23 protein-coding genes and 1 tRNA gene are annotated in these 22,255 nt (G+C 64.4%); 15 read left to right on the top strand and 9 right to left on the bottom strand.

Going from position 1 to position 22,255, the window contains the following annotated elements; translation table 11 throughout:
* The first annotated feature begins 9 nt into the window (after nt 1-9).
* From pal to AB3X96_RS03545, 4 genes are all read left to right on the top strand, one after another.
* Nucleotides 10-516, top strand: coding sequence for a peptidoglycan-associated lipoprotein Pal (pal, locus tag AB3X96_RS03560; protein ID WP_176109473.1), 507 nt, complete (start codon nt 10-12; stop codon nt 514-516).
* A gap of 20 nt (nt 517-536) precedes the next feature.
* Nucleotides 537-1,286, top strand: coding sequence for a tol-pal system protein YbgF (ybgF, locus tag AB3X96_RS03555; RefSeq protein WP_176122511.1), 750 nt, complete (start codon nt 537-539; stop codon nt 1,284-1,286).
* A gap of 187 nt (nt 1,287-1,473) precedes the next feature.
* Nucleotides 1,474-1,549 (top strand) — tRNA-Lys (locus AB3X96_RS03550).
* Nucleotides 1,550-1,798: 249 nt separating this feature from the next.
* Entirely contained in the window at nt 1,799-2,026 is a 228-nt protein-coding gene (locus AB3X96_RS03545) for a hypothetical protein (protein ID WP_368588594.1), read from the top strand.
* Here the strand turns inward: AB3X96_RS03545 and AB3X96_RS03540 are convergent.
* The 4 genes from AB3X96_RS03540 to AB3X96_RS03525 all read right to left on the bottom strand — a co-directional run bounded on the left by AB3X96_RS03540 (nt 2,023) and on the right by AB3X96_RS03525 (nt 5,570).
* The gene (locus AB3X96_RS03540; protein ID WP_368588593.1) at nt 2,023-2,511 is read right to left on the bottom strand and encodes a hypothetical protein; all 489 of its coding nucleotides are present in this window, start codon (nt 2,509-2,511) and stop codon (nt 2,023-2,025) included. The genes AB3X96_RS03545 and AB3X96_RS03540 overlap by 4 nt on opposite strands.
* A 75-nt stretch (nt 2,512-2,586) precedes the next feature.
* Complete coding sequence (locus AB3X96_RS03535; RefSeq protein WP_368588592.1) at nt 2,587-2,823, bottom strand: hypothetical protein; 237 nt, start codon at nt 2,821-2,823, stop codon at nt 2,587-2,589.
* A gap of 79 nt (nt 2,824-2,902) precedes the next feature.
* Nucleotides 2,903-5,137 (bottom strand): LamG-like jellyroll fold domain-containing protein, encoded by a 2,235-nt coding sequence (locus tag AB3X96_RS03530; protein ID WP_368588591.1) that lies wholly within the window; start codon nt 5,135-5,137, stop codon nt 2,903-2,905.
* 193 nt (nt 5,138-5,330) lie between these two features.
* A complete protein-coding gene (locus AB3X96_RS03525) occupies nt 5,331-5,570 on the bottom strand; it encodes a hypothetical protein (RefSeq protein WP_368588590.1) in 240 nt (79 codons plus the stop codon).
* Nucleotides 5,571-5,674: 104 nt separating this feature from the next.
* Between AB3X96_RS03525 and AB3X96_RS03520 the strand changes: the two genes are divergently transcribed.
* Complete coding sequence (locus tag AB3X96_RS03520) at nt 5,675-6,052, top strand: hypothetical protein (protein WP_368588589.1); 378 nt, start codon at nt 5,675-5,677, stop codon at nt 6,050-6,052.
* A gap of 13 nt (nt 6,053-6,065) precedes the next feature.
* On the opposite strand, the gene AB3X96_RS03515 is transcribed toward AB3X96_RS03520, so the two are convergent.
* A complete protein-coding gene (locus tag AB3X96_RS03515) occupies nt 6,066-6,389 on the bottom strand; it encodes a hypothetical protein (protein ID WP_368588588.1) in 324 nt (107 codons plus the stop codon).
* Between the two features lie 523 nt (nt 6,390-6,912).
* Here AB3X96_RS03515 and AB3X96_RS03510 point away from each other — a divergent pair.
* Nucleotides 6,913-7,287, top strand: coding sequence for a hypothetical protein (locus AB3X96_RS03510; RefSeq protein WP_368588587.1), 375 nt, complete (start codon nt 6,913-6,915; stop codon nt 7,285-7,287).
* 192 nt (nt 7,288-7,479) lie between these two features.
* Nucleotides 7,480-8,298, top strand: coding sequence for a mechanosensitive ion channel family protein (locus AB3X96_RS03505; protein ID WP_368588586.1), 819 nt, complete (start codon nt 7,480-7,482; stop codon nt 8,296-8,298).
* Between the two features lie 122 nt (nt 8,299-8,420).
* On the opposite strand, the gene AB3X96_RS03500 is transcribed toward AB3X96_RS03505, so the two are convergent.
* Nucleotides 8,421-9,092, bottom strand: a complete 672-nt coding sequence (locus AB3X96_RS03500) for a VTT domain-containing protein (RefSeq protein ID WP_176109485.1) — start codon at nt 9,090-9,092, stop codon at nt 8,421-8,423.
* Nucleotides 9,093-9,286: 194 nt separating this feature from the next.
* Between AB3X96_RS03500 and mutL the strand changes: the two genes are divergently transcribed.
* Both mutL and miaA read left to right on the top strand, forming a co-directional pair.
* Nucleotides 9,287-11,392 (top strand): DNA mismatch repair endonuclease MutL, encoded by a 2,106-nt coding sequence (gene mutL / locus AB3X96_RS03495; RefSeq protein WP_368588585.1) that lies wholly within the window; start codon nt 9,287-9,289, stop codon nt 11,390-11,392.
* Nucleotides 11,393-11,437: 45 nt separating this feature from the next.
* Complete coding sequence (gene miaA / locus AB3X96_RS03490; protein WP_368588584.1) at nt 11,438-12,421, top strand: tRNA (adenosine(37)-N6)-dimethylallyltransferase MiaA; 984 nt, start codon at nt 11,438-11,440, stop codon at nt 12,419-12,421.
* Between the two features lie 104 nt (nt 12,422-12,525).
* Here the strand turns inward: miaA and purM are convergent, their stop codons facing one another.
* Nucleotides 12,526-13,593, bottom strand: a complete 1,068-nt coding sequence (purM, locus tag AB3X96_RS03485) for a phosphoribosylformylglycinamidine cyclo-ligase (RefSeq protein WP_368588583.1) — start codon at nt 13,591-13,593, stop codon at nt 12,526-12,528.
* Nucleotides 13,594-13,870: 277 nt separating this feature from the next.
* Here purM and hda point away from each other — a divergent pair, with 277 nt between their 5' ends.
* The 6 genes from hda to panB are packed head-to-tail and all read left to right on the top strand — an operon-like array spanning nt 13,871 to nt 19,041.
* On the top strand, nt 13,871-14,623 hold the full coding sequence (hda, locus tag AB3X96_RS03480) for a DnaA regulatory inactivator Hda (protein ID WP_368588582.1): 753 nt from the start codon (nt 13,871-13,873) through the stop codon (nt 14,621-14,623).
* Entirely contained in the window at nt 14,616-15,302 is a 687-nt protein-coding gene (locus tag AB3X96_RS03475; RefSeq protein WP_013088509.1) for an HAD family phosphatase, read from the top strand. Before hda ends, AB3X96_RS03475 begins: the two co-directional genes overlap by 8 nt.
* A complete protein-coding gene (gene pcnB / locus AB3X96_RS03470) occupies nt 15,299-16,918 on the top strand; it encodes a polynucleotide adenylyltransferase PcnB (RefSeq protein ID WP_368588581.1) in 1,620 nt (539 codons plus the stop codon). Before AB3X96_RS03475 ends, pcnB begins: the two co-directional genes overlap by 4 nt.
* Nucleotides 16,919-16,969: 51 nt before the next feature.
* Nucleotides 16,970-17,512 carry a 2-amino-4-hydroxy-6-hydroxymethyldihydropteridine diphosphokinase gene (gene folK / locus AB3X96_RS03465; protein WP_176109492.1) on the top strand — a complete coding sequence of 181 codons (543 nt, stop codon included), beginning with the start codon at nt 16,970-16,972 and terminating at the stop codon, nt 17,510-17,512.
* A complete protein-coding gene (locus tag AB3X96_RS03460) occupies nt 17,509-18,189 on the top strand; it encodes a deoxynucleoside kinase (RefSeq protein ID WP_176109493.1) in 681 nt (226 codons plus the stop codon). Before folK ends, AB3X96_RS03460 begins: the two co-directional genes overlap by 4 nt.
* Nucleotides 18,190-18,225: 36 nt before the next feature.
* The gene (panB, locus tag AB3X96_RS03455; protein ID WP_176109494.1) at nt 18,226-19,041 is read left to right on the top strand and encodes a 3-methyl-2-oxobutanoate hydroxymethyltransferase; all 816 of its coding nucleotides are present in this window, start codon (nt 18,226-18,228) and stop codon (nt 19,039-19,041) included.
* A gap of 49 nt (nt 19,042-19,090) precedes the next feature.
* Here the strand turns inward: panB and pabB are convergent, their stop codons facing one another.
* Together pabB and dnaJ are read right to left on the bottom strand one after the other, a co-directional pair.
* The gene (gene pabB / locus AB3X96_RS03450; RefSeq protein ID WP_368588580.1) at nt 19,091-20,977 is read right to left on the bottom strand and encodes an aminodeoxychorismate synthase component I; all 1,887 of its coding nucleotides are present in this window, start codon (nt 20,975-20,977) and stop codon (nt 19,091-19,093) included.
* Between the two features lie 18 nt (nt 20,978-20,995).
* Complete coding sequence (gene dnaJ / locus AB3X96_RS03445; RefSeq protein ID WP_368588579.1) at nt 20,996-22,135, bottom strand: molecular chaperone DnaJ; 1,140 nt, start codon at nt 22,133-22,135, stop codon at nt 20,996-20,998.
* Nucleotides 22,136-22,255 lie beyond the last annotated feature (120 nt).

Below are 22,255 nucleotides of genomic sequence, written 5' to 3'. Positions count from 1 at the left end.
AGTAATCAAATGATGTCCAAACTTCGTTTCGCATTCGCCGTCGTGATGGTCGGTGCATTGGCCGCATGTCACTCTGGCGTCAAGCTCGACGAAAACGCCGGCAAGGGCGCAGGCTCGGCTCAACCGAATCCGAACGACGTCGCGACGGTCAACGTCGACCCGCTGAACGATCCGAACAGCCCGCTCGCAAAGCGCAGCATCTACTTCGACTTCGACAGCTACTCGGTGAAGGACGACTATCAACCGCTGCTGCAACAACACGCGCAATATCTGAAGGGTCACCCGCAGCGTCACGTGCTGATCCAGGGCAACACCGACGAGCGCGGTACGAGCGAATACAACCTCGCGCTCGGCCAGAAGCGTGCTGAAGCCGTGCGTCGTTCGCTGTCGCTGATGGGCGTATCGGATTCGCAAATGGAAGCCGTGAGCCTCGGCAAGGAAAAGCCGCTGGCAACGGGTCATGACGAAGCGTCGTGGGCACAGAACCGCCGCGCCGACCTCGTGTATCAACAGTAAGTCAACGGGTGATAAGCCGAATGACGCATCGTTTCTCCTGGCTGCGGGTTGCCGCAGCGGCCTGCGTCGCAGGCACGGCCCTCGCGGCCGTGCCCGCCCATGCGGGCATGTTCGACGACGATCAGGCCCGCCAGGCCATTCTCGATCTGCGCTCGAAGACCGATAGTCTGTCGAGCCAGCTGTCGGCGGCGCAGCGCACGATCCTCGATCAGTCCAACCGTCTCGACCAGCTGAACCAGCAGGTCGCGACTCTGCGCGGACAGAACGAGGACATGGCGAACCAGCTCACGACGCTGCAAAAGCAGCAGAAGGACTACTACACCGATCTCGACACGCGCCTGAAGAAATTCGAGCCGCAGCAGCAGACGGTGGATGGTGTCCAGGGCGAGGTCCAGCCGGGTGAAACCGATGCGTTCAACACGGCTTCACAGCAGTTCCGCAGCGGAGACTTCAAGACCGCCGCAGCATCGTTCCGCAGCTTCATCTCCAAATATCCGACCAGCCCCTATCAGCCGACCGCGCAATACTGGCTCGGCAACGCGCTGTATGCACTGCGCGACTACAAGGGTTCGACGGCGGTCTGGCAAGGAATTGTGGCCAAGTACCCGCAGCATCCGCGCGCGCCGGAAGCGCTGCTCGCGATCGCGAACAATCAGCTCGAACAAGGCCAGAAGGCCGCGGCGAAAAAGACGCTCGAGCAGATCGTCGCGCAATACGCCGGCTCGGACGTCGCGCAGTCGGCGCAGAGCAAGCTGTCGCAGATCAAGTAGTTCGTGGTGGCGGATTGATCACGTTTTGATGTAGTTGTCGGCAGTAACGCGCAGTGTCCGAAGTGATAGCCACGCGCGCCTCTCGCTGGAAAGCCCGGGTAGTGATGCCCGGGCTTTTCACATTGGCCTGATGGCCTCGTAGTATTGACAGGCCATCGGTTCGCCGATATAATTTCCCTTCTCTTTTGGGTCGTTAGCTCAGCTGGTAGAGCAGCGGACTTTTAATCCGTTGGTCACAGGTTCGAATCCCGTACGGCCTACCAAAAGATTCGAGGGCTTACATACATTCGTATGTAAGCCCTTTTCTTTTTGCTGAACCGGGTACGCATTTCGGAGCAAATTGAATCCATTTCGATCCTCGTGCCTATCGGCAAAACGCTGGCAAAACGCTGGCAAAGTGCTGTCACCCGCACGGCAGCATAAAAGTGCGTCCGCCGGGAAGCGTCACTTCTTACCCGCACCGCGCGTCAAAGTCTCGAGTCGCGACTCAACGCCTCGAAGCTCGTCATAGCGTGATCGAGTACACGCAGCATGTACTGGCGATGGCGCTCTTCGTCGCTCTTGTTGCGCCAGTGAGGAACCGGATATCGCGGCTGCTGTGCGGACAATTCCGGCGCCTGGTCATCCTCGGCGCGCTGCCTCGACTCCTGAAGTACCTGATCGAGTTGCGCGTCATCGTTCTGGTACCACGCCTGCACGACGGTCCCAGTATGCTTTGCCGCAAGCGGTCGCGCTGCTAACACCAGACCGCAACGCGTTCTATGTCGAGCGCCGATGCGTCCGTCGCGCCGGCAAGATGTTGAGCCGCGAGCAACTCGTCGTGCGCTCTCATGTACGCCTGGTAACGTTCGACGATCCGCTCCGCTTCGCCGTACGCCGGCGACGGCAGTTCGCTTTTCAGATAGATCCGCAACTGATCGGCCCGATCGTCGTCCGTCTTCCGCAGCAGGAAAGAATTGATCAGGTCGAGCAGCGCGGCATTCACGATCAGTTCGTGGTTTTCCGCGACGATGAGCCCGGGATCGTCACGCCCGACGCTCGGTTCGGAGCCGGACGAGCTAGACGAGCCGGCCGGGCGCGCCTCGCTCGTCGGACTCGCGACGGCAGGTTCCGGATCGGCCTGCAGAATCCGCAGCAAGCCCACCGTCACGCAGACCACCGCGACCGCAATGATGCACAGGTGCCGCATGTAACGGCGTTGTTCGATGTGGCTATCAATCTGCATGGATATCCCGTTTCCCCCATGCGCACGGACCGCTGACGGGTTCCGTCGCATGGGGCGCGCAGCGGATTGGCGGTTTCAGAAAGCGCAGTTCGGCACGCTTCCCGTCGTCGTGAAGCTCGATGTGGTCATGCCGGTTCCGGACGGCGTGACGTTCGAGTTATACAAGCCGACATTCGCATACTGGTCGCCGCTTTGCGCGGTCGCATCCAGGCTGACGTTGGCCAGCCAGGCGTTGACCGGATAGCTCGAATTGCGCCCGTCGATCTTCGTGTGGGCGCCCGACAGCGATTGGGTCGCATACGCGCCGTTCACGACGATGTTCGACAGCGACGGGCTGCCGCCTGCCGTGCACGTGTTGTAGTCCTTTTGACGAAGAAGTTCACGCTGACAATCAACCCTGCGCGAGCCTCGCGATCTGATCCGGCGGTAACGCGCCGCGATAGATGCGAAACTCGTCGATCGCTCCGTTGAAGTACGGGTCCGCCGCGTACTGAGAACGTCCGATCCAGTTCTGCGCGCTCGGGCCGAGATGCCACGGCGCGAACGCCACGCCCGTCGTCTGGCCGGTCTGGCTGCCGTTGACGTACAGCGTGAGCGTCGTGCCCGAGAGCGTCACGGCCACATGGGTCCATTGGCCGCTCGGCAGTGGCGCGTTGCCATTGACCTGACGCTCGTTGTGAGACCCGTTGAGCGTGATCGAAAAGCGCACCGTGCCACCACTGCTGTCGGGGGTGAGCATCATGTAACGGCCGGTGCCCGTGCCGAAATCGAACACGCGCTCCCATTGCTTCGTGCTGTTTGAATTGCGGAACACCCACGTCGCGATCGTGAAATCCGAGACGTCCCCGACGATGTCGTTGGGCAGGCTGACGTAGCCGCTCGAGCCGTCGAGCAGCACCGCGTTGCCGGACTTGCCAGCGGTGCGCGACGCGCCGCCGACTAGCGTGCCCGTATGGCCGTTGCCGGTCGCGTCGGCCGCGGTCGTGCCGCTCGACTCGTCGAAGCTCAGCCAGGTATGCAACTGCACGGCCGTCACCGCGACGACCTCGTTCGAGTTCGCGCTCTCGCCGGCTGCCGTCGTCGCGCTGACGACGTAGTACCACACCCCGGCCTGCGGGCTGTCGGTATAGGTCAGCACGTCGGTGATGCCGCTCGCGACGGTCGTATACGGGCCACCCGAATTCGCGGCGCGCTTGACGTTGTAGCTCGTGCCATTCGCCACGCCCCACCACGACAGCACCACCTGCCCCGCCGCCGGCCAGGCGGTCACGCCGCTCGGCGCGGCGGCCGGCGTCACCGGATCGCGCGTGTAGGCGAGCGTGCCGTAGCCGAGCTGGTCGTAGCCGCCGCTCGTCGTACCGTAGTTGCCGCCGCCGCCTTCCGGCTGGATCGCGAGCGCGAACTTCTCGGACCACGGCGCGGCCAGCCCCTTGCGATTGACATAGTGGTTGTAGACGAGCGCCCAGATCGGACGGATATCGCCTTGCGAGGCCGTCGAAAACCCGGGCTGCACTACGTCGACATTCGCATAGCTCTCGTACGGCACCGTGAGGTAGGTTCCGTCGGCTTGAATGAGATTCGCCTTCGCCACGTACTCCGCGCCGGCTAGGAAGCGGTTGTTGTCGTAGCCGTAGAGATCGATGCCCTGGTTCCAGGCCATCTCACAGATGGCGCCGCACAGCCCGATGCCGAGGTTGTTGTGCCCCTGGTCGCGCCCGCTCTCCTGCCACTGCCCGAGGTAGCCCGGGTGCAGGTAGTAGACCGCTTGCGCGATCGCACCGTTGCCAAGCCCGCTCAGGTAGTAGTTGACCGCCTCGTCGAACATCGCGCGGTCGTCACAGAGCACGCCGATTGCCATGATCGACGCCATGCTGCACAGGTCCCAGTTGGCCCAGTAGTGCGTGTAGTCGGTGTTGTTGTGGCGGTTCAGGAAGTCGATGTTGATCGGATAGAAGATGTTGGACATCATCGACTGGAACGCCGTGAGGTCCGCTGCGGCGAGGCCCGTGTAACTGCGCATGATCTCGCCGACGATCGCGAACTCGTAGCCATAGATGCCGGCGGCCAGATCGACGTTGGTGTCGCCGGCGAGACTCTGCAGTGTCGAGGACCACGCGTTCATGATCTGCACCGCCTTGTCGGCGTATGCCGTGTCGCCAGTGACCTTCCAGTACAGCGCGCAAGCGTAGGCGGCGGCGATGTCGCCATAGAGCTGCGGATAGTTCTGCGGTCCGGTGCCGCCACGATTGATCTGCGCGGCCGGCCGGGGCGACCAAGACAGTCGCGTGTGGCCGTTGGCGGTCAGCACCTGAAAGCCGGCGTACCAGGGCTGCGTCTGCGCGGCGACCTTCTGCGCCATGCGGTCGAAGTCGGTCTGCGTGTGCAGGAGTCCTGGATGCACGAACGCGCCGCTCGTCGCAACGGCGGCCTCGCCGGTTGCCGCTCGTGCGAGCACCAGGCTGGCCGTGTTGATGCTCGCCGCCCTCGCAACGGCCGAGCGGCTCACGGCCGCTTCGCCGACGCTGCCGCCCCCGCCGCATGCGCTCAGCGCCAACGCGCCGAGGCTGTGCAAAAAGGAGCGGCGCGACACCGCCAAGGTGAAACTGTTTGTTTTGGTTCGATCCATATCGCGATTCCGTCTATGAGGCCGTGGCTGACAAAACTGATCCGGTGGGGGGGTGCCCTGCTAGCAAACGTTTGCGTCGGTGGTCGGCGAACTGGTGCAGCAGAGACACATCCTTCCGTGTTATCGACACAAACTGCTGTTTCCTGACGGTGGAATCGTGTAGGGATTGCCTGAAACCTGGCGCGGGAAAATCCTATGGACCGAGCAGGAACGCCCGCGACAACTCCAATGCCGATGCGTCGCTGAACTTCGCGTTCATTTCGCAGAACTTCACGTTGAACGACACGATGCTGACATTCCAGCCGTATCTGCAATGCGCCTGGCAACTGCAGAACGGTTCGACGATTACGCCGGGACTCAAGTACGTGTCGTTCCACCGCAGCATCGATACGCCGATGAACCAGAAGACCGGTGAGCCGCTCGTTTCAGCCACACGTGGGACAAGGTTCTGCCGTCATTGATTCTGCATCAGCAGATCACGCCGCAATGGAGCGCGTATGCGCAGTACGCGCAGGGCCGGTTTGCGCCAATCACCGCATGATGATCGTCGATGCGACGTCGGGCCGTCGCGTGGCCGAGGTGTTGATAGGGGGCCGCCGTGATGCTACGGCTTTCGATCCGTCCTTGAAGCTCGCGCCCAGTTCGAACGGCGCGGACCGCACGCTAGCGATCGTGGATGAAGACGATGCGGACCACTACACGGTTGCGCAAAACATGCCAACGCGGGAGGGCGCAAATACGATGGCGCTCGATGAGCAGCAGCACCGGATCTATCTGATGTCGTTGAAGTTCGGCGCGGCGCAAGCGGCCGCGGCCGCCAATCTTCATCCGCGCGCGAGGTCATCCCCGGTACGTTCGAAGTGCTCGAAGCGCAGTTCAATGCACGCTGACGGGCAGCCTCGCCGCTGCGTGTGAAACACCGGCCCGCCTACATGAGGCCGTGCGCGATGCCGCTCGGCCTCTCCCAACGATCCCGGTCGTTCGACACGCCGAAATCGGTAGCCTGCAGTGAAACGGTGGCCGAACTGGCCATCGAACGCTTGGCGCTGGCACGCGCGAGGATGCGCTGCTCGTGCACATAGAACAATTCGAGTTGGCGCGCGTCGGACGCTTTTCGTTCGAGCTCGAATACGTCTTCGAGCACCCGCCGCGACACGTGAAAACGCTGAAGCCCGCGGCCAAGCTGGATCTGGAAGACAACACCGTCGCTGTTATGCGGCACCGCTGCCCAGATAAGCGGAATGCTACTCATGGAGCCCCCGTGAGTCTGGATCTTCGTATCAGGAATACGATGATCTGATCCTCGCACGTACAAACGCACGGCGCGACGTTTCAAAATATAAACAAGTTCGATTTGGCATTTTCACCACAGTGGCGGAGTGTTGCGACGCAACGCGTCATTCATTGACGACGCACCGGCGCCGGCCTTTCCCGGCGAGCGCGAGGACCTACCTCGGCATGGGCAATGGCTTGAGGTCTCGCCTTTTCGATGGTACCCGACGCTGCAACTCGGCATTTCTTATCGCTTCTGACGCGCAGCACTCGGAGTCCGTCGCAGTACTATAAATTTGCAAAGAACTTTTCACATTCCGATTGCGCGTAAAAACGCTCGAAAGAAAGCGCGACACGGCTATCGCTTTTTCTGGTTATTTATCGAGATGAAAAGATATGCAATGATCGCCGCCGGATCAGCGGAGCATGTCTGAACCTTGCGTGAGCATCCGTTCCGGCAACCCCACAACCCCACGGCGCATTGCTTTTTCATTGAACCGATAATGACCAACTTTCTGTTCGATCTGCTATCGAACCTCGCCTTGCTCGCCATCGTATCGATGACCTGCCGACTGTATAACCGGTTCGGGTCGGGTGCCGCGCTGAGCGGCCCGGCGATTTTCATCGTGCTCGCGCTGCTCGCGTGCGTGCTCGACGGCTTGTTGACTTTTGCCGTGTTCGCCGACGCGCAGAGTCGCTATGGACAATTCGTCCGGCCGACTCTATTTCTTCGGCGTGCTGGCGCATATGCGCTCGCAATCGTGATCGCGTTCTCATGGCATCGCGTGTCGAAGTGCAGGCGAGCCGTGAAAAGCGACCAGGACAACGCGGTTGTCATCTGCACGTCACCGTATTCCGAATCGCGATTGCGCATGTAGGGGCGGCGCGCTCGAGCGGCTTCTCACATACGCCCCGCCATTTTTCGTCTCTCAATTGCCGCCCGCGAGCGGGGCAGGAACGGTCCTTGCGTATGCGGGCGCCGTCGGCTATAACTCCCGAAGACCGCGCGTTGTGGGTCATGGCACCACCGTCGTTCAATCCGTTGATGGCAACTTATAACGAGGAACATCTTGGATATCGAAACCGCACGTGCATTCATCATGACCCGGGGCATCGACATCGGCGCCAAGGTGCTCGGCGCCATCGTGCTGTGGATCGTCGGCCGCTGGGTCATCGGGCTGATCTCCAACCTGTTGCGCAAGGTGCTCGCTCGCAACGGCAAGGTCGATCCGACGCTCGCCCACTACCTCGCGTCGATTCTCGGCGCGTTGCTGAACCTGCTGCTCATCCTCGCAATCCTGCAAATCTTCGGTGTGCAGACAACGTCGTTCGCCGCATTGCTCGCCGGTCTTGGCCTCGCGATCGGTACTGCGTGGGGCGGCCTGCTCGCGCACTTCGCGGCCGGCGTGTTCATGCAGGTGCTGCGACCGTTCAAGGTCGGCGATTTCGTCACGGCCGCGGGCGTCACCGGCACCGTCACCGAGTTGGGCCTGTTCGGCACGACGATCGTCACGCCGGACAACGTGATGACCATCGTCGGCAACAACAAGATCTTTTCCGACACGATCTCGAACTACAGCGTGCTGCCGTTCCGGCGCGTCGAGCTGACCGCGAAGATCGCCAACGGCGTGGATCCGACCGATGCGATCGCGCGTCTGAAAGCCGCCGTCGCAAAGATTCCGAACGTGTCCGAAAACCCCGCGCCGGACATCGAGGTCTTGAGCTTCACGCCGGAAGGACCGTTGCTGTGTGTACGCCCTTATTCGTCCAATCAGAACTACTGGCAGGTCTACTTCGACACCAATCGCGCGATCGTGCAGACCTTCAAGGAAGCCGGCTATCCGACGCCGGAAACGCCGCTCGCGCCGCGCGCGATCACGCGCGATTGATGTGACCTAACGTGCGCGCGAAGCCGGCACGGGTCGCCGGCACCGCGGCATGAAAAAAGGCGTCGCGAGATTCGCGACGCCTTCTGGTCATCAAGGTCCGAACTACAGCCGGCTACAGCTCGTCAACGCGTACTCGCGTTCGCGCCATTCTTGCGCAGCATCTTCCACAACGCGGCGAGCACGACCGGCACAATTGCCGCGCCGATACCGACCAGCACGATCACGTTCAGATACTGACGGATGAACGGAATGTTGCCGAAGAAATAGCCGAGCAGCACGAGCAGGAGCACCCACGACAGCGCGCCGACGACGTTGAACATCTGGAAGCGGCTCCAGGTCATCGACGACGCACCGGCGACGAACGGCGCAAAGGTCCGCACGACCGGGATGAAACGCGCGAGCACGATCGTCTTGCCGCCGTGTTTCTCATAGAAATCGTGAGTCTTCTGCAGCGCGGCGCGATCGAGAAAGCGCTCGAGCACCGGAATATGCGAATTGAACACACGCGGTCCGATCGCACGGCCGATCAGATAGTTGGTCGTATTGCCGCCGATCGCCGCCACCAGCAGCAGCAGGATCAGCAGCCCGAGATGCATCTGCCCGGCCGCGCAGAACGCGCCGCCGATGAACAGTAGCGAGTCGCCCGGCAGAAACGGCAGAACCACGAGTCCGGTTTCTGCGAACACGATCGCGAATAGCACCGCGTAGACCCAGGTGCCATACACCTGGATGAAGTCCCCGAGGAACTTGTCGATGTGTAGGACAAGGTTGGCGAAATGGAGCAACGTATCCAAGGAATGTCCTTATAAACCGATGATTGCGTAGAGGAAAAACGGCCGTCGCGCGACCCGATAACAGGGGCAGCAAGCGGCGGGCCGACCGCTGCGAATTGACCGCGACATGATACAGAAAGTGCCTCGGGTCGATTAAAAAACTGCGGGTCGGGCACAGGCATGGGCGACGTACGCCGAGTCGCTATAATTTCGCCATGTCCGAATTCTCCGAAACGCCTGCGGGCACCGCGGCCGCGGCCGCACCCTCCGTCGGCTCCCGCGCGGCGCCCGCGCCGCGTCCGCTGCGCGCGATCCAGCCGCTCCCCGATCAACTGATCAGCCAGATCGCCGCCGGCGAAGTGGTCGAGCGGCCGGCGTCGGTGGTCAAGGAGCTGCTCGAGAATGCGCTCGACGCGGGCGCGCAGACGCTGCGCATCCTGCTCGACGAAGGCGGCGTCAAACGCATCTCGATCACCGACGACGGCTGCGGCATCCCCGAGAACGAACTCGTGCTCGCACTGACGCGCCATGCGACCAGCAAGATCCGCTCGCTTGCCGAGCTCGAGGCGGTCGCGACGCTCGGGTTCCGCGGTGAAGCGCTGGCGTCGATTGCGTCGGTCGCGCAGATGAGCATCACGAGCCGCACCGCCGACGTGCCGCACGCGGTGCGCATCGATGCGGAAACCGGCGTGCTGAGCCCCGCCGCCGGCACGCAAGGCACGACGATCGAAGTCCGCGAGCTGTACTTCAACACGCCCGCGCGCCGCAAATTCCTGAAGAGCGAACAGACCGAACTCGGCCACTGTCTCGAACAGATCCGCCGCGCCGCTCTCGCGCGGCCGGACGTGGCGATCTCGGTGCTGCACAACGGCAAGGCCGTCGAACACTGGAACGCGAGCGAGCCGCCCGCGCGTGTCGCGAAGATTCTCGGCGACACGTTCGCGACCGCCCATCTGCCGCTCGACGAATCCGCCGGTCCGCTCGCAATCTACGGCTGCGCCGGTCTGCCGACCGCAAGCCGCGGCCGCGCCGATCAACAGTATTTCTTCGTCAACGGCCGCTTCGTGCGGGACAAGCTGCTCACGCACGCAGTGCGCGCCGCGTATGAAGACGTGCTGCACGGTGAGCGTTATCCGTCGTACGTGCTGTTCCTCGATCTGCCGCCCGAGGGCGTCGACGTGAACGTGCATCCGTCGAAAATTGAGGTGCGTTTCCGCGATTCGCGCTCGATCCACCAGTTCGTGTTCCATGCGGTGCAGCGCGCGCTCGCGCGGCACGCGGGCGCGTCGCCGGAAACGACGGCTGGCGGGCATGCCGCGCACCTGGAACCGTCGGCCGGTGAACCGGCTTCGTTTGGTTCAACGCCGCTGGGCGGCGCAAGCGGCGCAAGCGGCGCAAGCGGCGAAGGCATTGGCGCGGGCGCCGGTGTTTCGAGCGGCGCGGGCTTCGCCGCCGGAAGCCGTGGCAGCTTTGGCGGCGGCGGCTTCGGCAGCTTCGGGGCCGCGCAGCCCGGCAACACGTGGATGCGCCAGGCGCGCATGACGCAAGGCACGCTGCCGGTCGCGCAACCGCTCGCCGGTTACGACGCGCTGTTCGGCCGCAAGGATCCGCTCGCGGGCCGGGTCGAAGGCGCGTCGCTGTTCGAAGCGCGCGACTCGGCGAGCGAAACGACGTCGCCATACGACGCGGCACCGTTCGCGTCGCGCCCGGCTGCCCCCGCATTCGACGCCACCGACGATCAGCCGCTCGGCTTCGCGCTCGGCCAGATCCACGGCATCTACGTGCTTGCGCAGAACCGCCACGGGCTCGTGATAGTCGACATGCATGCCGCGCACGAGCGCATCCTGTACGAGCAGTTCAAGAACGCGCTCGCCGACCGAGCGATCGCCGTGCAGCCGCTGCTGATTCCGCAGACGATGCAGGCCGATCCGGTCGAAATCGGCACGGTCGAGGAAGAACGCGATACGCTCGATGCGCTCGGCTTCGACCTCGCGGTGCTGTCGCCGACCACGCTCGCGATCCGCGCCGTCCCCGCGCTGCTAAAGGACGCCGATCTGCAAGCGCTCGCGCGCGCGGTGCTGTCCGACCTGCACGCGTTCGGCGGCTCGCGCGTGCTGACCGAGCGTCAGCACGAACTGCTCGGCACGCTCGCGTGCCATCACGCGGTGCGCGCGAACCGACGTCTGACGCTCGACGAAATGAACGCGCTGTTGCGCCAGATGGAAGCGACCGAGCGCGCCGACCAGTGCAACCACGGGCGTCCGACCTGGTATCAGCTGACGCTGGCCGATCTCGATCGGCTGTTCATGCGCGGCCAGTAACCGCCGCGTTCGATCACACCGCCCGCGCCGCGCGCCCGCTTGCCCATGACGACGTCACGCCCTACCCTGATCCCGTGCCTGCTCGGCCCGACCGCGTCCGGCAAGACCGCCGCGGCGCTCGCGCTCGCCGCGCGGCGGCCGGTCGAAATCATCAGCGTCGACTCGGCGCTCGTCTATCGCGAGATGGACATCGGCACCGCGAAGCCGGCCGCGGAAGAACGCGCGGTCGCGCCGCATCATCTGATCGATATCGTCGATCCGGCCGACTCGTACTCGGCCGCGCAGTTTCGCGCCGACACGCTGCGGCTCGTCGGTGAAATTCATGCGCGCGGTCGGCTGCCGCTGCTGGTCGGCGGCACGATGCTGTACTACAAGGCGCTCACGCAGGGGCTCAACGACCTGCCCGGCGCCGATGCCGAACTACGCGCGACGCTCGACGCCGACGCCGCCCGCGACGGCTGGCCGGCGCTTCACGCACGGCTCGCCGCGCTCGATCCGGCCACTGCCGCGCGTCTCGCGCCGAACGATTCGCAGCGCATCCAGCGCGCGCTGGAAGTGTTCATGCTGACCGGCCAGCCGATGTCGGTGCTGCTCGCCGCGCCCGCGCGCACGGACGACGCCGCGTCGGCATGGCGCTTCGTGCCGGTCGCGCTGGAGCCGTCCGAGCGTGGCTTGCTGCACGCGCGCATCGAGCAGCGCTTCGATGCGATGCTCGCGCACGGTTTCGTCGATGAAGTGGTCAAGCTGCGCGCGCGCGGCGACCTGCTGCCGGAGATGTCGTCGATGCGCTGCGTCGGCTATCGGCAGGTGTGGGAATACCTCGATGGCGCGGTCGATTATCGGACCATGCGCGACAAGGGCATCTTCGCGACGCGGCAACTCTGCAAGCGGCAGCTCACGTGGCTGCGCAGCATGCCGGAGAGACAGGTGGTGGATTGCTGCGATCCGCACGCGACGGCGCGGGTGGTGGAGTTGATCGAGACGCTGGTTGGAGACGCCGATCGAAGTGAGGGAATCAGAGGGACCTAAAGCGGGGATTTGAAGCGGGGATTCAAAGCGGGAAATGTGAAGCAAGGGATTTGAAGCCCGCGCGGCGCGCCGTTGCGGCACGCCACGCGAACCCTCGTCAATCGTTAGACCACGACCGTCTGCGCTTCACCCGCCGCGCTTTCACGGACCGTGCCGATCTTCCAGACCTGCTCGCCCGCCGCGGACAGCAGACCGATCGCCGCCTGAGCATCCGCGGCAGACACGATCACCGCCATACCGATACCGCAGTTGAACACGCGGTGCATTTCCGCATCGGCGACGCCGCCGTGCTTCTGCAGCCACGAGAACAGCGGCGGCAGCGGCCACGCACGATGATCGAGCTCGGCCGTCAGACCCTCGCGCAGCACGCGCGGAATGTTCTCGACCAAGCCGCCGCCGGTGATGTGCGCCATGCCCTTCACCTCGAGCTGCTGCATCAGCGCGAGCAGCGGCTTCACGTAGATGCGCGTCGGCGCCATCAGCGCGTCGGCGAGCGAGCGGCCGTCGAAGTCCGCGTTCAGATCGGGATTGGCGCGCTCGATGATCTTGCGCACCAACGAAAAGCCATTCGAATGGATGCCGCTCGACGCGAGCCCGAGCACCACGTCGCCCGGAGCAATCTTGCTGCCGTCAATGATCTTGCTCTTTTCCACCGCGCCGACCGCGAAACCGGCCAGATCGTATTCGCCGTCCGGATACATGCCCGGCATTTCCGCGGTTTCGCCGCCGATCAGCGCGCAGCCCGACAGCTCGCAGCCATGTGCAATGCCCTTCACGACGGTCGCCGCCGTGCCGACATCGAGCTTGCCGCAGGCGAAATAGTCGAGGAAGAACAACGGCTCGGCGCCCTGCACGAGGATGTCGTTGACGCTCATCGCGACCAGATCCTGGCCGACCGTGTCGTGCTTGTTCAGCTGGAACGCGAGACGCAGCTTGGTGCCGACCCCGTCGGTGCCGGAAACGAGCACCGGCTCCTTGTACTTCTTCGGCACTTCGAACAGCGCGCCGAATCCACCGATGCCGCCCAGCACGCCGTCGCGCAGGGTCTTCTTGGCAAAGGGCTTGATGGCGTCGACGAGGGCGTCGCCCGCATCGATGTCCACGCCGGCGTCGCGATACGACAAACCTTGGGCCGAATCGGGTGAAGGCTGGGCGGATTTCGGTTGATTCATGGGGAAAAGCTCGAAGGTCGGTAAAATGCGATTTTACCCGATGCTGGCCGCGTGGCTGGAATTCGCGCGTTCCGACGAGATCCTGGAAACGACCTTTGCAACACGATACCCCGCTTCCGGCGCCGCCGCCGCGCGCATTTCCGTCCGTCGCGCTTCGCGACCTGCGGCCTCACGACCCGGCGAGCACGCTTCACGACAACTGAGCGCCTGGCAACGTTCCAGGCCCCGCGGTCCGGGCCACTCGCGGCCCGAGCCTCATTTTCGGCATTAATCTACTGTGCTTCGTCAACTGACGCTCGATCTCGGCACCCCGCCGCCATCGACATTCGACAATTTCTTCGCCGGCGCGAACGCCGAGCTGGTCACGCGCCTGCGTGAGCTCGACGACGCGCTCGCCGCCGGTCCGGTCGCCGATCGCACCTTCTACATCTGGGGGGAAGCCGGCAGCGGCCGCACGCACCTGCTGCAGGCGCTCGTGCATGAAGCGCCGCCGGGACATGCGCGCTTCGCCGGTCCGCAAAGCAGCCTTGCCGCCTTCGGCTTCGATCCGCGCGTCGCGCTCTATGCGATCGACGACTGCGACGCGCTGTCGGCCGCTCAGCAGATCGCCGTGTTCAACCTGTTCAACGAGGTGCGCGCGCATCCGACCAGCGCGCTCGTCGCCGCGGGCAACGCGGCGCCGATCGGCATGACGGTGCGCGAGGATTTGCGCACGCGCCTCGGCTGGGGTCTCGTGTTTCACCTCGCGCCGCTGCCCGACGACGCGAAGGCCGCGGTGTTGAAACGCGCGGCGCGCGAGCGCGGCATCATGCTCGCCGACGACGTGCCGGCCTACCTGCTCACTCACTTTCGCCGCGACATGCCGAGCCTGATGGCGCTGCTCGACGCGCTCGACCGCTTCTCGCTCGAACAGAAACGCGCGGTCACGCTGCCGCTGTTGCGCACGATGCTCGCGTCGCCCGATCCCGCCACCACACCGGGTTCACACGCCGCTCTTCCGGCTTCAAGTAAAATAGGCCCCCATGGCTAATCTTGCACTCTTCGATCTCGACCACACGCTCATTCCCACCGACAGCGACCACGAATGGGGCCGCTTCATGGTGAAAAAAGGCATGGTCGACGCCGAAAATTTCGCCCGTGAAAACGACCGCTTCTACGCCGACTACAAGGCCGGCAAGCTCGACATTCACGCTTATCTGATCGCCATGCTGACACCGCTCGCGAAGTACACGCGCGCGCAGCTCGCGGACTTTCACGCGCAGTACATGCACGAGGTCATCACGCCGGCTATCCAGCCGGTGGCGATCGAGCTCGTGAAACAGCATCGCGAAGCGGGCGACCTGTGCTGCGTCGTCACCGCGACCAACGAATTCATCACGCGTCCCATCGCCCAGGCGTTCGGCGTCGACACGCTGATCGCGTGCGAGGCGGAGACCGTCGGCGGCGATCCGCACGGCGCCTACACCGGCCGCCCGACCGGCACGCCGAGCTACAAGGAAGGCAAGATCGTGCGCACCGAAATGTGGCTCGCGTCGCTCGGCAAGACGTGGAGCGACTTCGAGCACAGCTATTTCTATAGCGATTCGCACAACGACATCCCGCTGCTCGAAAAAGTCACCGATCCCATCGCGACCAATCCGGACGACACGTTGCGCGCCCATGCGCAGGCCAAAGGCTGGCGCATCCTCGAACTCTTCCAACCCTCGTGATCAAGAAACTCATCCGCAAGCTATTCGGCCAGGACGCGGCGAGCGCTGACGACGCACTCTCCGCCGACACCCGCGCCGAGGCCAGCGCCGACAGCGACGCCAACGCCGACAAGCCGGCGCGCCGCAAGTCCGCTTCCAGCACGACCGCTCCCGGCACGGCCGCGCGCCCGCGTCGCAAATCCGCTGCCGCCGCACAAGCGCCGCGCGAACCGGACGTCCCCGTCATCATTCCGCACGACGTGCATGGCATCGACCCCACGCTGATCTCGCGCAACGCGATCCGCGTGACCGAGGGCCTGCAACAGGCGGGCTTTCGCGCGTTCATCGTCGGCGGCGCGGTGCGCGACCTGCTGCTCGGCGTGAAGCCGAAAGACTTCGACGTCGCGACCGACGCGACGCCCGAACAGGTGCAGAAGCTGTTCCGCCGCGCGCGCATCATCGGCCGGCGCTTCCAGATCGTGCACGTCCAGTTCGGCCAGGAAATCATCGAGACCTCGACGTTCCGCGCGCTGGTCGATCCGCCCGCAGCCGACGCGCCGCCGCCGAAGCGTCTGAAGCGCGACGAGCTCGATCGCCGCACCCACGCGGTCGACGCGAGCGGCCGCGTGCTGCGCGACAACGTGTGGGGCGAGCAGCACGAGGACGCCACGCGCCGCGACTTCACGATCAACGCGATGTACTACGATCCGGCCACGCAAACCGTGCTGGACTACCACAACGGCATGGCCGACATGCGCACGCGCCTGCTGCGCATGATCGGCGACCCGGCCACGCGCTATCGCGAGGACCCGGTGCGCATGCTGCGCGTCGTGCGCTTCGCCGCCAAGCTCGACTTCGACATCGACGACGCCACGCGCGCGCCGATCGAGAAGATGGCCGATCTGATCAACAACGTGCCCGCCGCGCGTCTGTTCGACGAAATGCTGAAGCTGATGCTGTCGGGTCACGCGCTCGCGTGCCTGAAGCGGCTGCGCCAGGAAGGCCTGCATCACGGGCTGCTGCCGCTGCTCGACGTGGTGCTCGAGCAGCCGACCGGCGAGAAATTCATTTCTCTGGCACTCTCTAATACAGATGCACGCGTGCTCGCCGGCAAACCGGTGTCGCCGGGCTTCCTGTTCGCGACGCTGTTGTGGCACGACGTGCAGCAGCGCTGGCAGAAGTTCGAGGCCGAAGGCGAGTATCCGGTGCCCGCGCTGCATCGCGCGATGGACGAAGTGCTCGACATGCAGACCGAAAAGCTCGCGATCCACAAGCGCTTCTCGGCCGACATGCGCGAGATCTGGGGTCTGCAGCTGCGCCTCGAAAAGCGCTCGGGCCGCAGCGCGCTGAAGCTGCTGGAACACCAAAGATTTAGAGCGGGGTATGATTTCCTCCTGTTGCGCTGCGAATCGGGCGAACTCGACGAGTCGGTCGGTACGTGGTGGACGGAGTTCATCGAAGGAGACGCCGCCGCGCGCGAGGCATTGCTCACGCAAGGCGGGAAGGACCGGAGCCCCAGAAAACGACGGCGGCGCGGTGGCGCCAGAAACCGCAAATCAGGTGACGGGGTGGAGGGCGGCTCGTCCGCCGAACGCGCGGACAACGACGCGAGCCGCGAAGGCTCGCACGAAGACTGACGCGGCGTTCGCGGAAGAGCCGTCGAAACGATAGCTGCAGGAAGTTATGCCATGACGGTTGCTTATCTTGGCCTCGGCGCGAATCTCGGGGACGCGCGCCAGACCCTGAAAGACGCGGTGGTGTGCCTCGCACAACAGCACACCATCACCGTGCTCGCCAAATCGAGCCTATATCGCACCGCCCCAATCGACGCGGGCGGCGACGACTATTTCAATTGCGTCGTGAAGCTGGAAACGACGCTCCCCGTGCGGCATCTGCTCGCGCTGTGTCACAAGATCGAGCATCATTTCGGCCGTGAGCGGCCGTTCCGCAATGCGCCGCGCACGCTCGATCTCGACATCCTGCTGTACGGCGATCAATCGATCGACGAAGCCGATCTGATCGTGCCGCATCCACGCCTCGTCGAGCGCGCGTTTGCGCTGGTGCCGCTCGTCGAGATCGATGCGGCGATCGTGATTCCGCAACATGGCCGGGCCGCCGCGCTGCTCGATAGCGTCAGCGATCAGCGCATCGAGAAGGTGAAGGGGCCCTGCCAGTGTCCGATGCTCAATGCGCTCGCCGGTAATTCCGCCGGGAAAGGCCGTTGCGAATGAGTTCGCCGCCGCTCACGGTCACCGCGCCGCAGCTGCGTCCGCCGTTCGGCTATATCGCGATCGAGGGGCCGATCGGCGTCGGCAAAACCTCACTCGCGCGGCGCCTCGCGCAACGCTGGTCGATGCACGAACTGTTCGAGCGCTCGCAGGACAATCCGTTTCTTGAACGCTTCTATCGCGACACCGCGCGCTATGCGCTGCCGGTGCAGTTGCACTTCGCGCTGCAACGCGCGCAGCAGGCGCAGGAAGTGGGCGCCGCGCAGGCGAGCGGGACGCCGCTGATCGCCGACTTCATCACGCAGCGAAACGACATCTTCGCGCGTCTGACCTTGCAGGAAGACGAGTGGCAGCTGTACCGCGCGCTTGCCGCGCGGCTCGACGTCAGCGCGCCGGAGCCGGACTTTGTCGTTTATCTGCAGGCGAGTCCCGAGGTGCTGTTCGCGCGCATCCAGAAGCGCGCGGTGCCGATGGAGCTGCAGATTTCCGATGCGTATCTGCGCGCGCTGTGCGACGCATACAACGAATTCTTCTACCACTACGACCGCACACCCGTGCTGACGGTTAACGCCGAACACCTGAATCCGCTCGACTCCGACGCGGACCTTGCGCTGCTCGCCGAACGCATCGAGACGATGCGCGGCCGCAAGGAATTCTTTGTCAAAGCCACGTCGCTGTAAGCGGCGCGGCTAGTTCATTTTCTCACTGGATTGACCATGACTTATTTGCAGGAAGCGAGCCGGAGCGCGATCACCGTGCCGAAACTGCAGGCAATGCGCGACGCCGGCGAAAAGATCGCGATGCTCACCTGCTACGACGCGAGCTTCGCCGCGCTGCTCGATCGCGCGGGCGTCGACGTGCTGCTGATCGGCGACTCGCTCGGCAACGTGCTGCAAGGCCAGGCGACCACGCTGCCCGTGACGCTGGCGGACATCGCGTATCACACGGCGAGCGTCTCGCGCGCGCGGCCGTCGGCGCTGATCATGGCGGACCTGCCGTTCGGCACATACGGCACGCGCGAAGATGCGTTCAGGAGTTCGGTCGAACTGATGCGCGCGGGCGCGCAGATGGTCAAGCTCGAAGGCGGAGAATGGCTCGCGGATACGGTGCGGTTTCTGGTCGAGCGCTCGATTCCGGTGTGCGCGCACGTGGGTCTGACGCCGCAGTCGGTGCATGCATTCGGCGGCTTCAAGGTGCAGGGCAAGACCGAAGCGGGCGCGAGCCAGCTGCTGCGCGATTCACTCGCGATGCAGGCCGCCGGCGCGCAATCGCTGTTGATGGAAGCGATCCCGGCTCAACTCGCGGGCGAGGTCACGAGGCAACTGCGCGTTCCGACGATCGGCATCGGCGCGGGTCTCGACTGCTCGGGTCAGGTGCTCGTGCTGCACGACATGCTCGGGATTTTCCCCGGCAAGCGGCCGCGCTTCGTGAAAGATTTCATGCAGGGACAGCCGAACATTCAGGCGGCCGTCGAGGCGTATGTGCGGGCGGTGAAGGACGGCACGTTCCCAGGCGCCGAGCACACGTTCTGATGTATGTTTGCCGCGCGGGGTGCGCGGCATTCCGGTTTGTCTCAGCGCTCTAAGCAACAACCCGTGCGGATATCGCGCCGCGCAACGCGTTGCACACGAGCAGCGCTTCGGCGTTCAGCACGTCCTGCTGCGTCAGCACTTTTTCACCCGCCTGCAGGTCCGAGGCCCCGTCGAGCAATACGCTTCGCATCACGCCAGGCAGCACGCCCGACGCGAGCGGCGGAGTCCACCATCGTCCCGCGAGCTTCACGAACACATTCGATCTGCCGCCCTCGGTCAGTTCGCCCCGTTCGTTGAAGAACAGCGTATCGAAGGCGCCCTTCGCCTCGGCTTCGCGCCAGCCGCGGTCGTAGTCGGCGCGGCGCGTGGTCTTGTGGCGCAGCAACGGATCGGCGGCCTGGGTTGGCGCGAACTGCGCTTCGGGGCCGAGCAGAACCCCAACGATCGCATCCGCCAACGGCGCAAGTATCGCGGCGGTGATCTGCGTCACACCGCTTTTGCTCAACGCAAGCCGCATACGATGCGGCGTCTGCGCCGGCAGCGTGGCGCACCGCGCTGAAATCTCCTCGCGAAGGCGCGCTTCGTCGAACCCGAAGCCAAGGGTCGCGGCGCTCGACGACAAGCGCCGCAAATGCCGCTCGACATGCCGCACGCCGTCTTCCCGCGTCGCGTACATCGTTTCGAACAGTTCGAAGCCGGGCTCGGCGCCGGTCAGAAAACGTGCTTTCAATCGACACTCCTCATGCTCGTCGGCGGCCACGCTGTCGAGCACGATGCCCGCGCCGATGCCCATGCTGCCGCGCAGCCCGTCCGTGCCGCCCGCTTGCGCCGTCGACGCGGTCAATGTCAGCGTGCGGATCGCGACCGACATGCAGAAGTCACCGCAATCGTAATCATCGTCCGGCGCATCGAGCCAGCCGATCGCGCCGGTATAAAGTCCGCGCGGCGTGCTTTCCAGTTCGTCGATCAGCTGCATCGTGCGATGCTTCGGCGCACCGGTAATCGAGCCGCAGGGAAAGAGCGCGCGCAGGATCGTCGCGAACGAGGTGCCGCCGAGCAACGTCGCCTCCACTGTCGACGTCATCTGCCACACCGACGCGTACGGCTCGACCGAAAACAGCGCCGGCACATTGACCGAACCGATCCGCGCAACCCGCGACAGATCGTTGCGCAGTAGATCGACGATCATCACGTTCTCGGCGCGGTTCTTCAGATCGGTGGCGAGGAACTCGGCGTTGCCGCGGTCGATGGCGGGATCTTGCGAGCGCGGCGCCGTGCCCTTCATCGGCCGCGCGCGCAACGTCGGGCCGTGCTTCTCGACGAACAATTCGGGCGAACACGACAGGACCCACGCATTGTCGGGCAACGCGATCAGCGCGCCGAACGACACCGGCTGGCGCGCGCGCAAACGCCGATAGAACGCAAGCGGCGAGCCGAACACGTCGAAGCCGAGGCGGTACGTGTAGTTGACCTGATAGGAATCGCCCGCGCGCAGCGCAGCTTGAATCGCGTCGATCGACGCATCGAATTCGGCGCGATCGACGCTCTCGCGCACGTTCGCCGTGCCCGCGACCGACGGCTCCGGAGCACCGTTGTCACGCGTCATCAGCCACGCGTCGACCTCGTCGCGCGCAAGCTTCGCACAGCGTTCGAACAATAAAAAACGCAGCGTGGCATTGCCACGCTGCGTTTCAGTGGACCGAAGCTTGTCGATACCGACGAGCCCACGGCCAAATTCATAGTCGGCCAGCACGACGGCGTGCAGGCCGTTGCGGGTATCGGCCGCGACGCTGTCGCACACCGCTTCGAGCTGCGCCGCCTCGGTGCAGACCCGCTCGCGCACGAAACCCGTGTACAAGCGGCTCGACGGACGCGCCGCCGTTGCACCGCAATCGTCAAGCAGCGCGAACACCGCGCCGCGCCTGTCCACCGTCATGCTGACCGCCAAATCAGATCAATCGAAAAAGCTCTTCACCCGATCGAACCAGCTCTTGCTCTGCGGACTATGCCGCGCACCGCCTTCCACGAGCGCCTTTTCGAACTGCTTGAGCAGGTCGCGCTGCGCTTCGGTGAGCTTGACCGGCGTTTCGACCTGCACATGCACGTACAGATCACCGGCGATGCTCGAACGCAGCCCCTTGATGCCCTTGCCGCGCAAACGGAACGTCTTGCCCGACTGCGTGCCTTCCGGCACGGTGAAAGTTGCGCGACCGGCCAGCGTCGGCACTTCGATATCGCCACCAAGCGCCGCGGTGGTGAACGGGATCGGCATCTGGCAATGCAGATCGTCGCCGTCACGCTCGAACACCGAGTGCTGCTTGATATGAATCTCGACGTACAGATCGCCCGACGGTCCGCCGTTGATGCCCGGCTCGCCATTGCCGGCCGAGCGGATGCGCATGCCGTCGTCGATACCGGCCGGAATCTTCACTTCGAGCGTCTTGGTTTCCTTCACCTTGCCCGCGCCGTGGCAGTGATTGCACGGGTCGGGGATGTAGGTGCCGGTGCCGTGGCATTTCGGGCAAGTCTGCTGGATGCTGAAGAAGCCCTGCGACATGCGCACCGAACCCGAGCCGCTACAGGTCGGGCAGGTTTCCGGCTTGGTGCCCGGCTTCGCGCCCGAGCCATGACAGACTTCGCACGAAACCCAGCTCGGCACGCGGATCTGCGTGTCGTAGCCGTGTGCGGCCTGCTCGAGCGTGATTTCCATGCTGTAGCGCAGATCCGCGCCGCGATACACCTGCGGGCCCGCGCGGCCGCCGCCGCGTGCGGCACCGCCGGCCGCCTGGCCGAAGATGTCGCCGAAGATGTCGCCGAATGCATCGGCAAAGCCACCGAAACCTTGCGCACCGGCCCCACCCATATTCGGATCGACGCCCGCGTGACCGTACTGATCGTACGCGGCGCGCTTTTGCGAATCCGACAGCATTTCATAGGCTTCCTTCACCTCCTTGAAATGCTCTTCCGCATCCTTGTTGCCCGGATTGCGGTCGGGGTGGTGCTTCATCGCGAGCTTGCGATAAGCCTTCTTGATTTCGTCGTCGCTCGCGTTCTTTGCGACGCCCAGAACCTCGTAGTAATCCCGTTTCGCCATATCGGTTCAACGCCGCCGCGCAAAGCGACGCGGTAGCTCCTTGTGAATGCTGTGGAGTCTTACGACTCGTCCGGCCGCTGTCTGCGCCGCGTCTCGACACGGTTCAAAACAACGCCCTCC

The sequence above is a fragment of the Paraburkholderia sp. BR13439 genome (assembly GCF_040948805.1).
In the GTDB taxonomy this organism is placed as follows: domain Bacteria; phylum Pseudomonadota; class Gammaproteobacteria; order Burkholderiales; family Burkholderiaceae; genus Paraburkholderia; species Paraburkholderia youngii.
The sequence above is the reverse complement of the archived record's forward strand: the minus strand, read 5'-3'. Positions and strand labels throughout refer to the sequence as shown.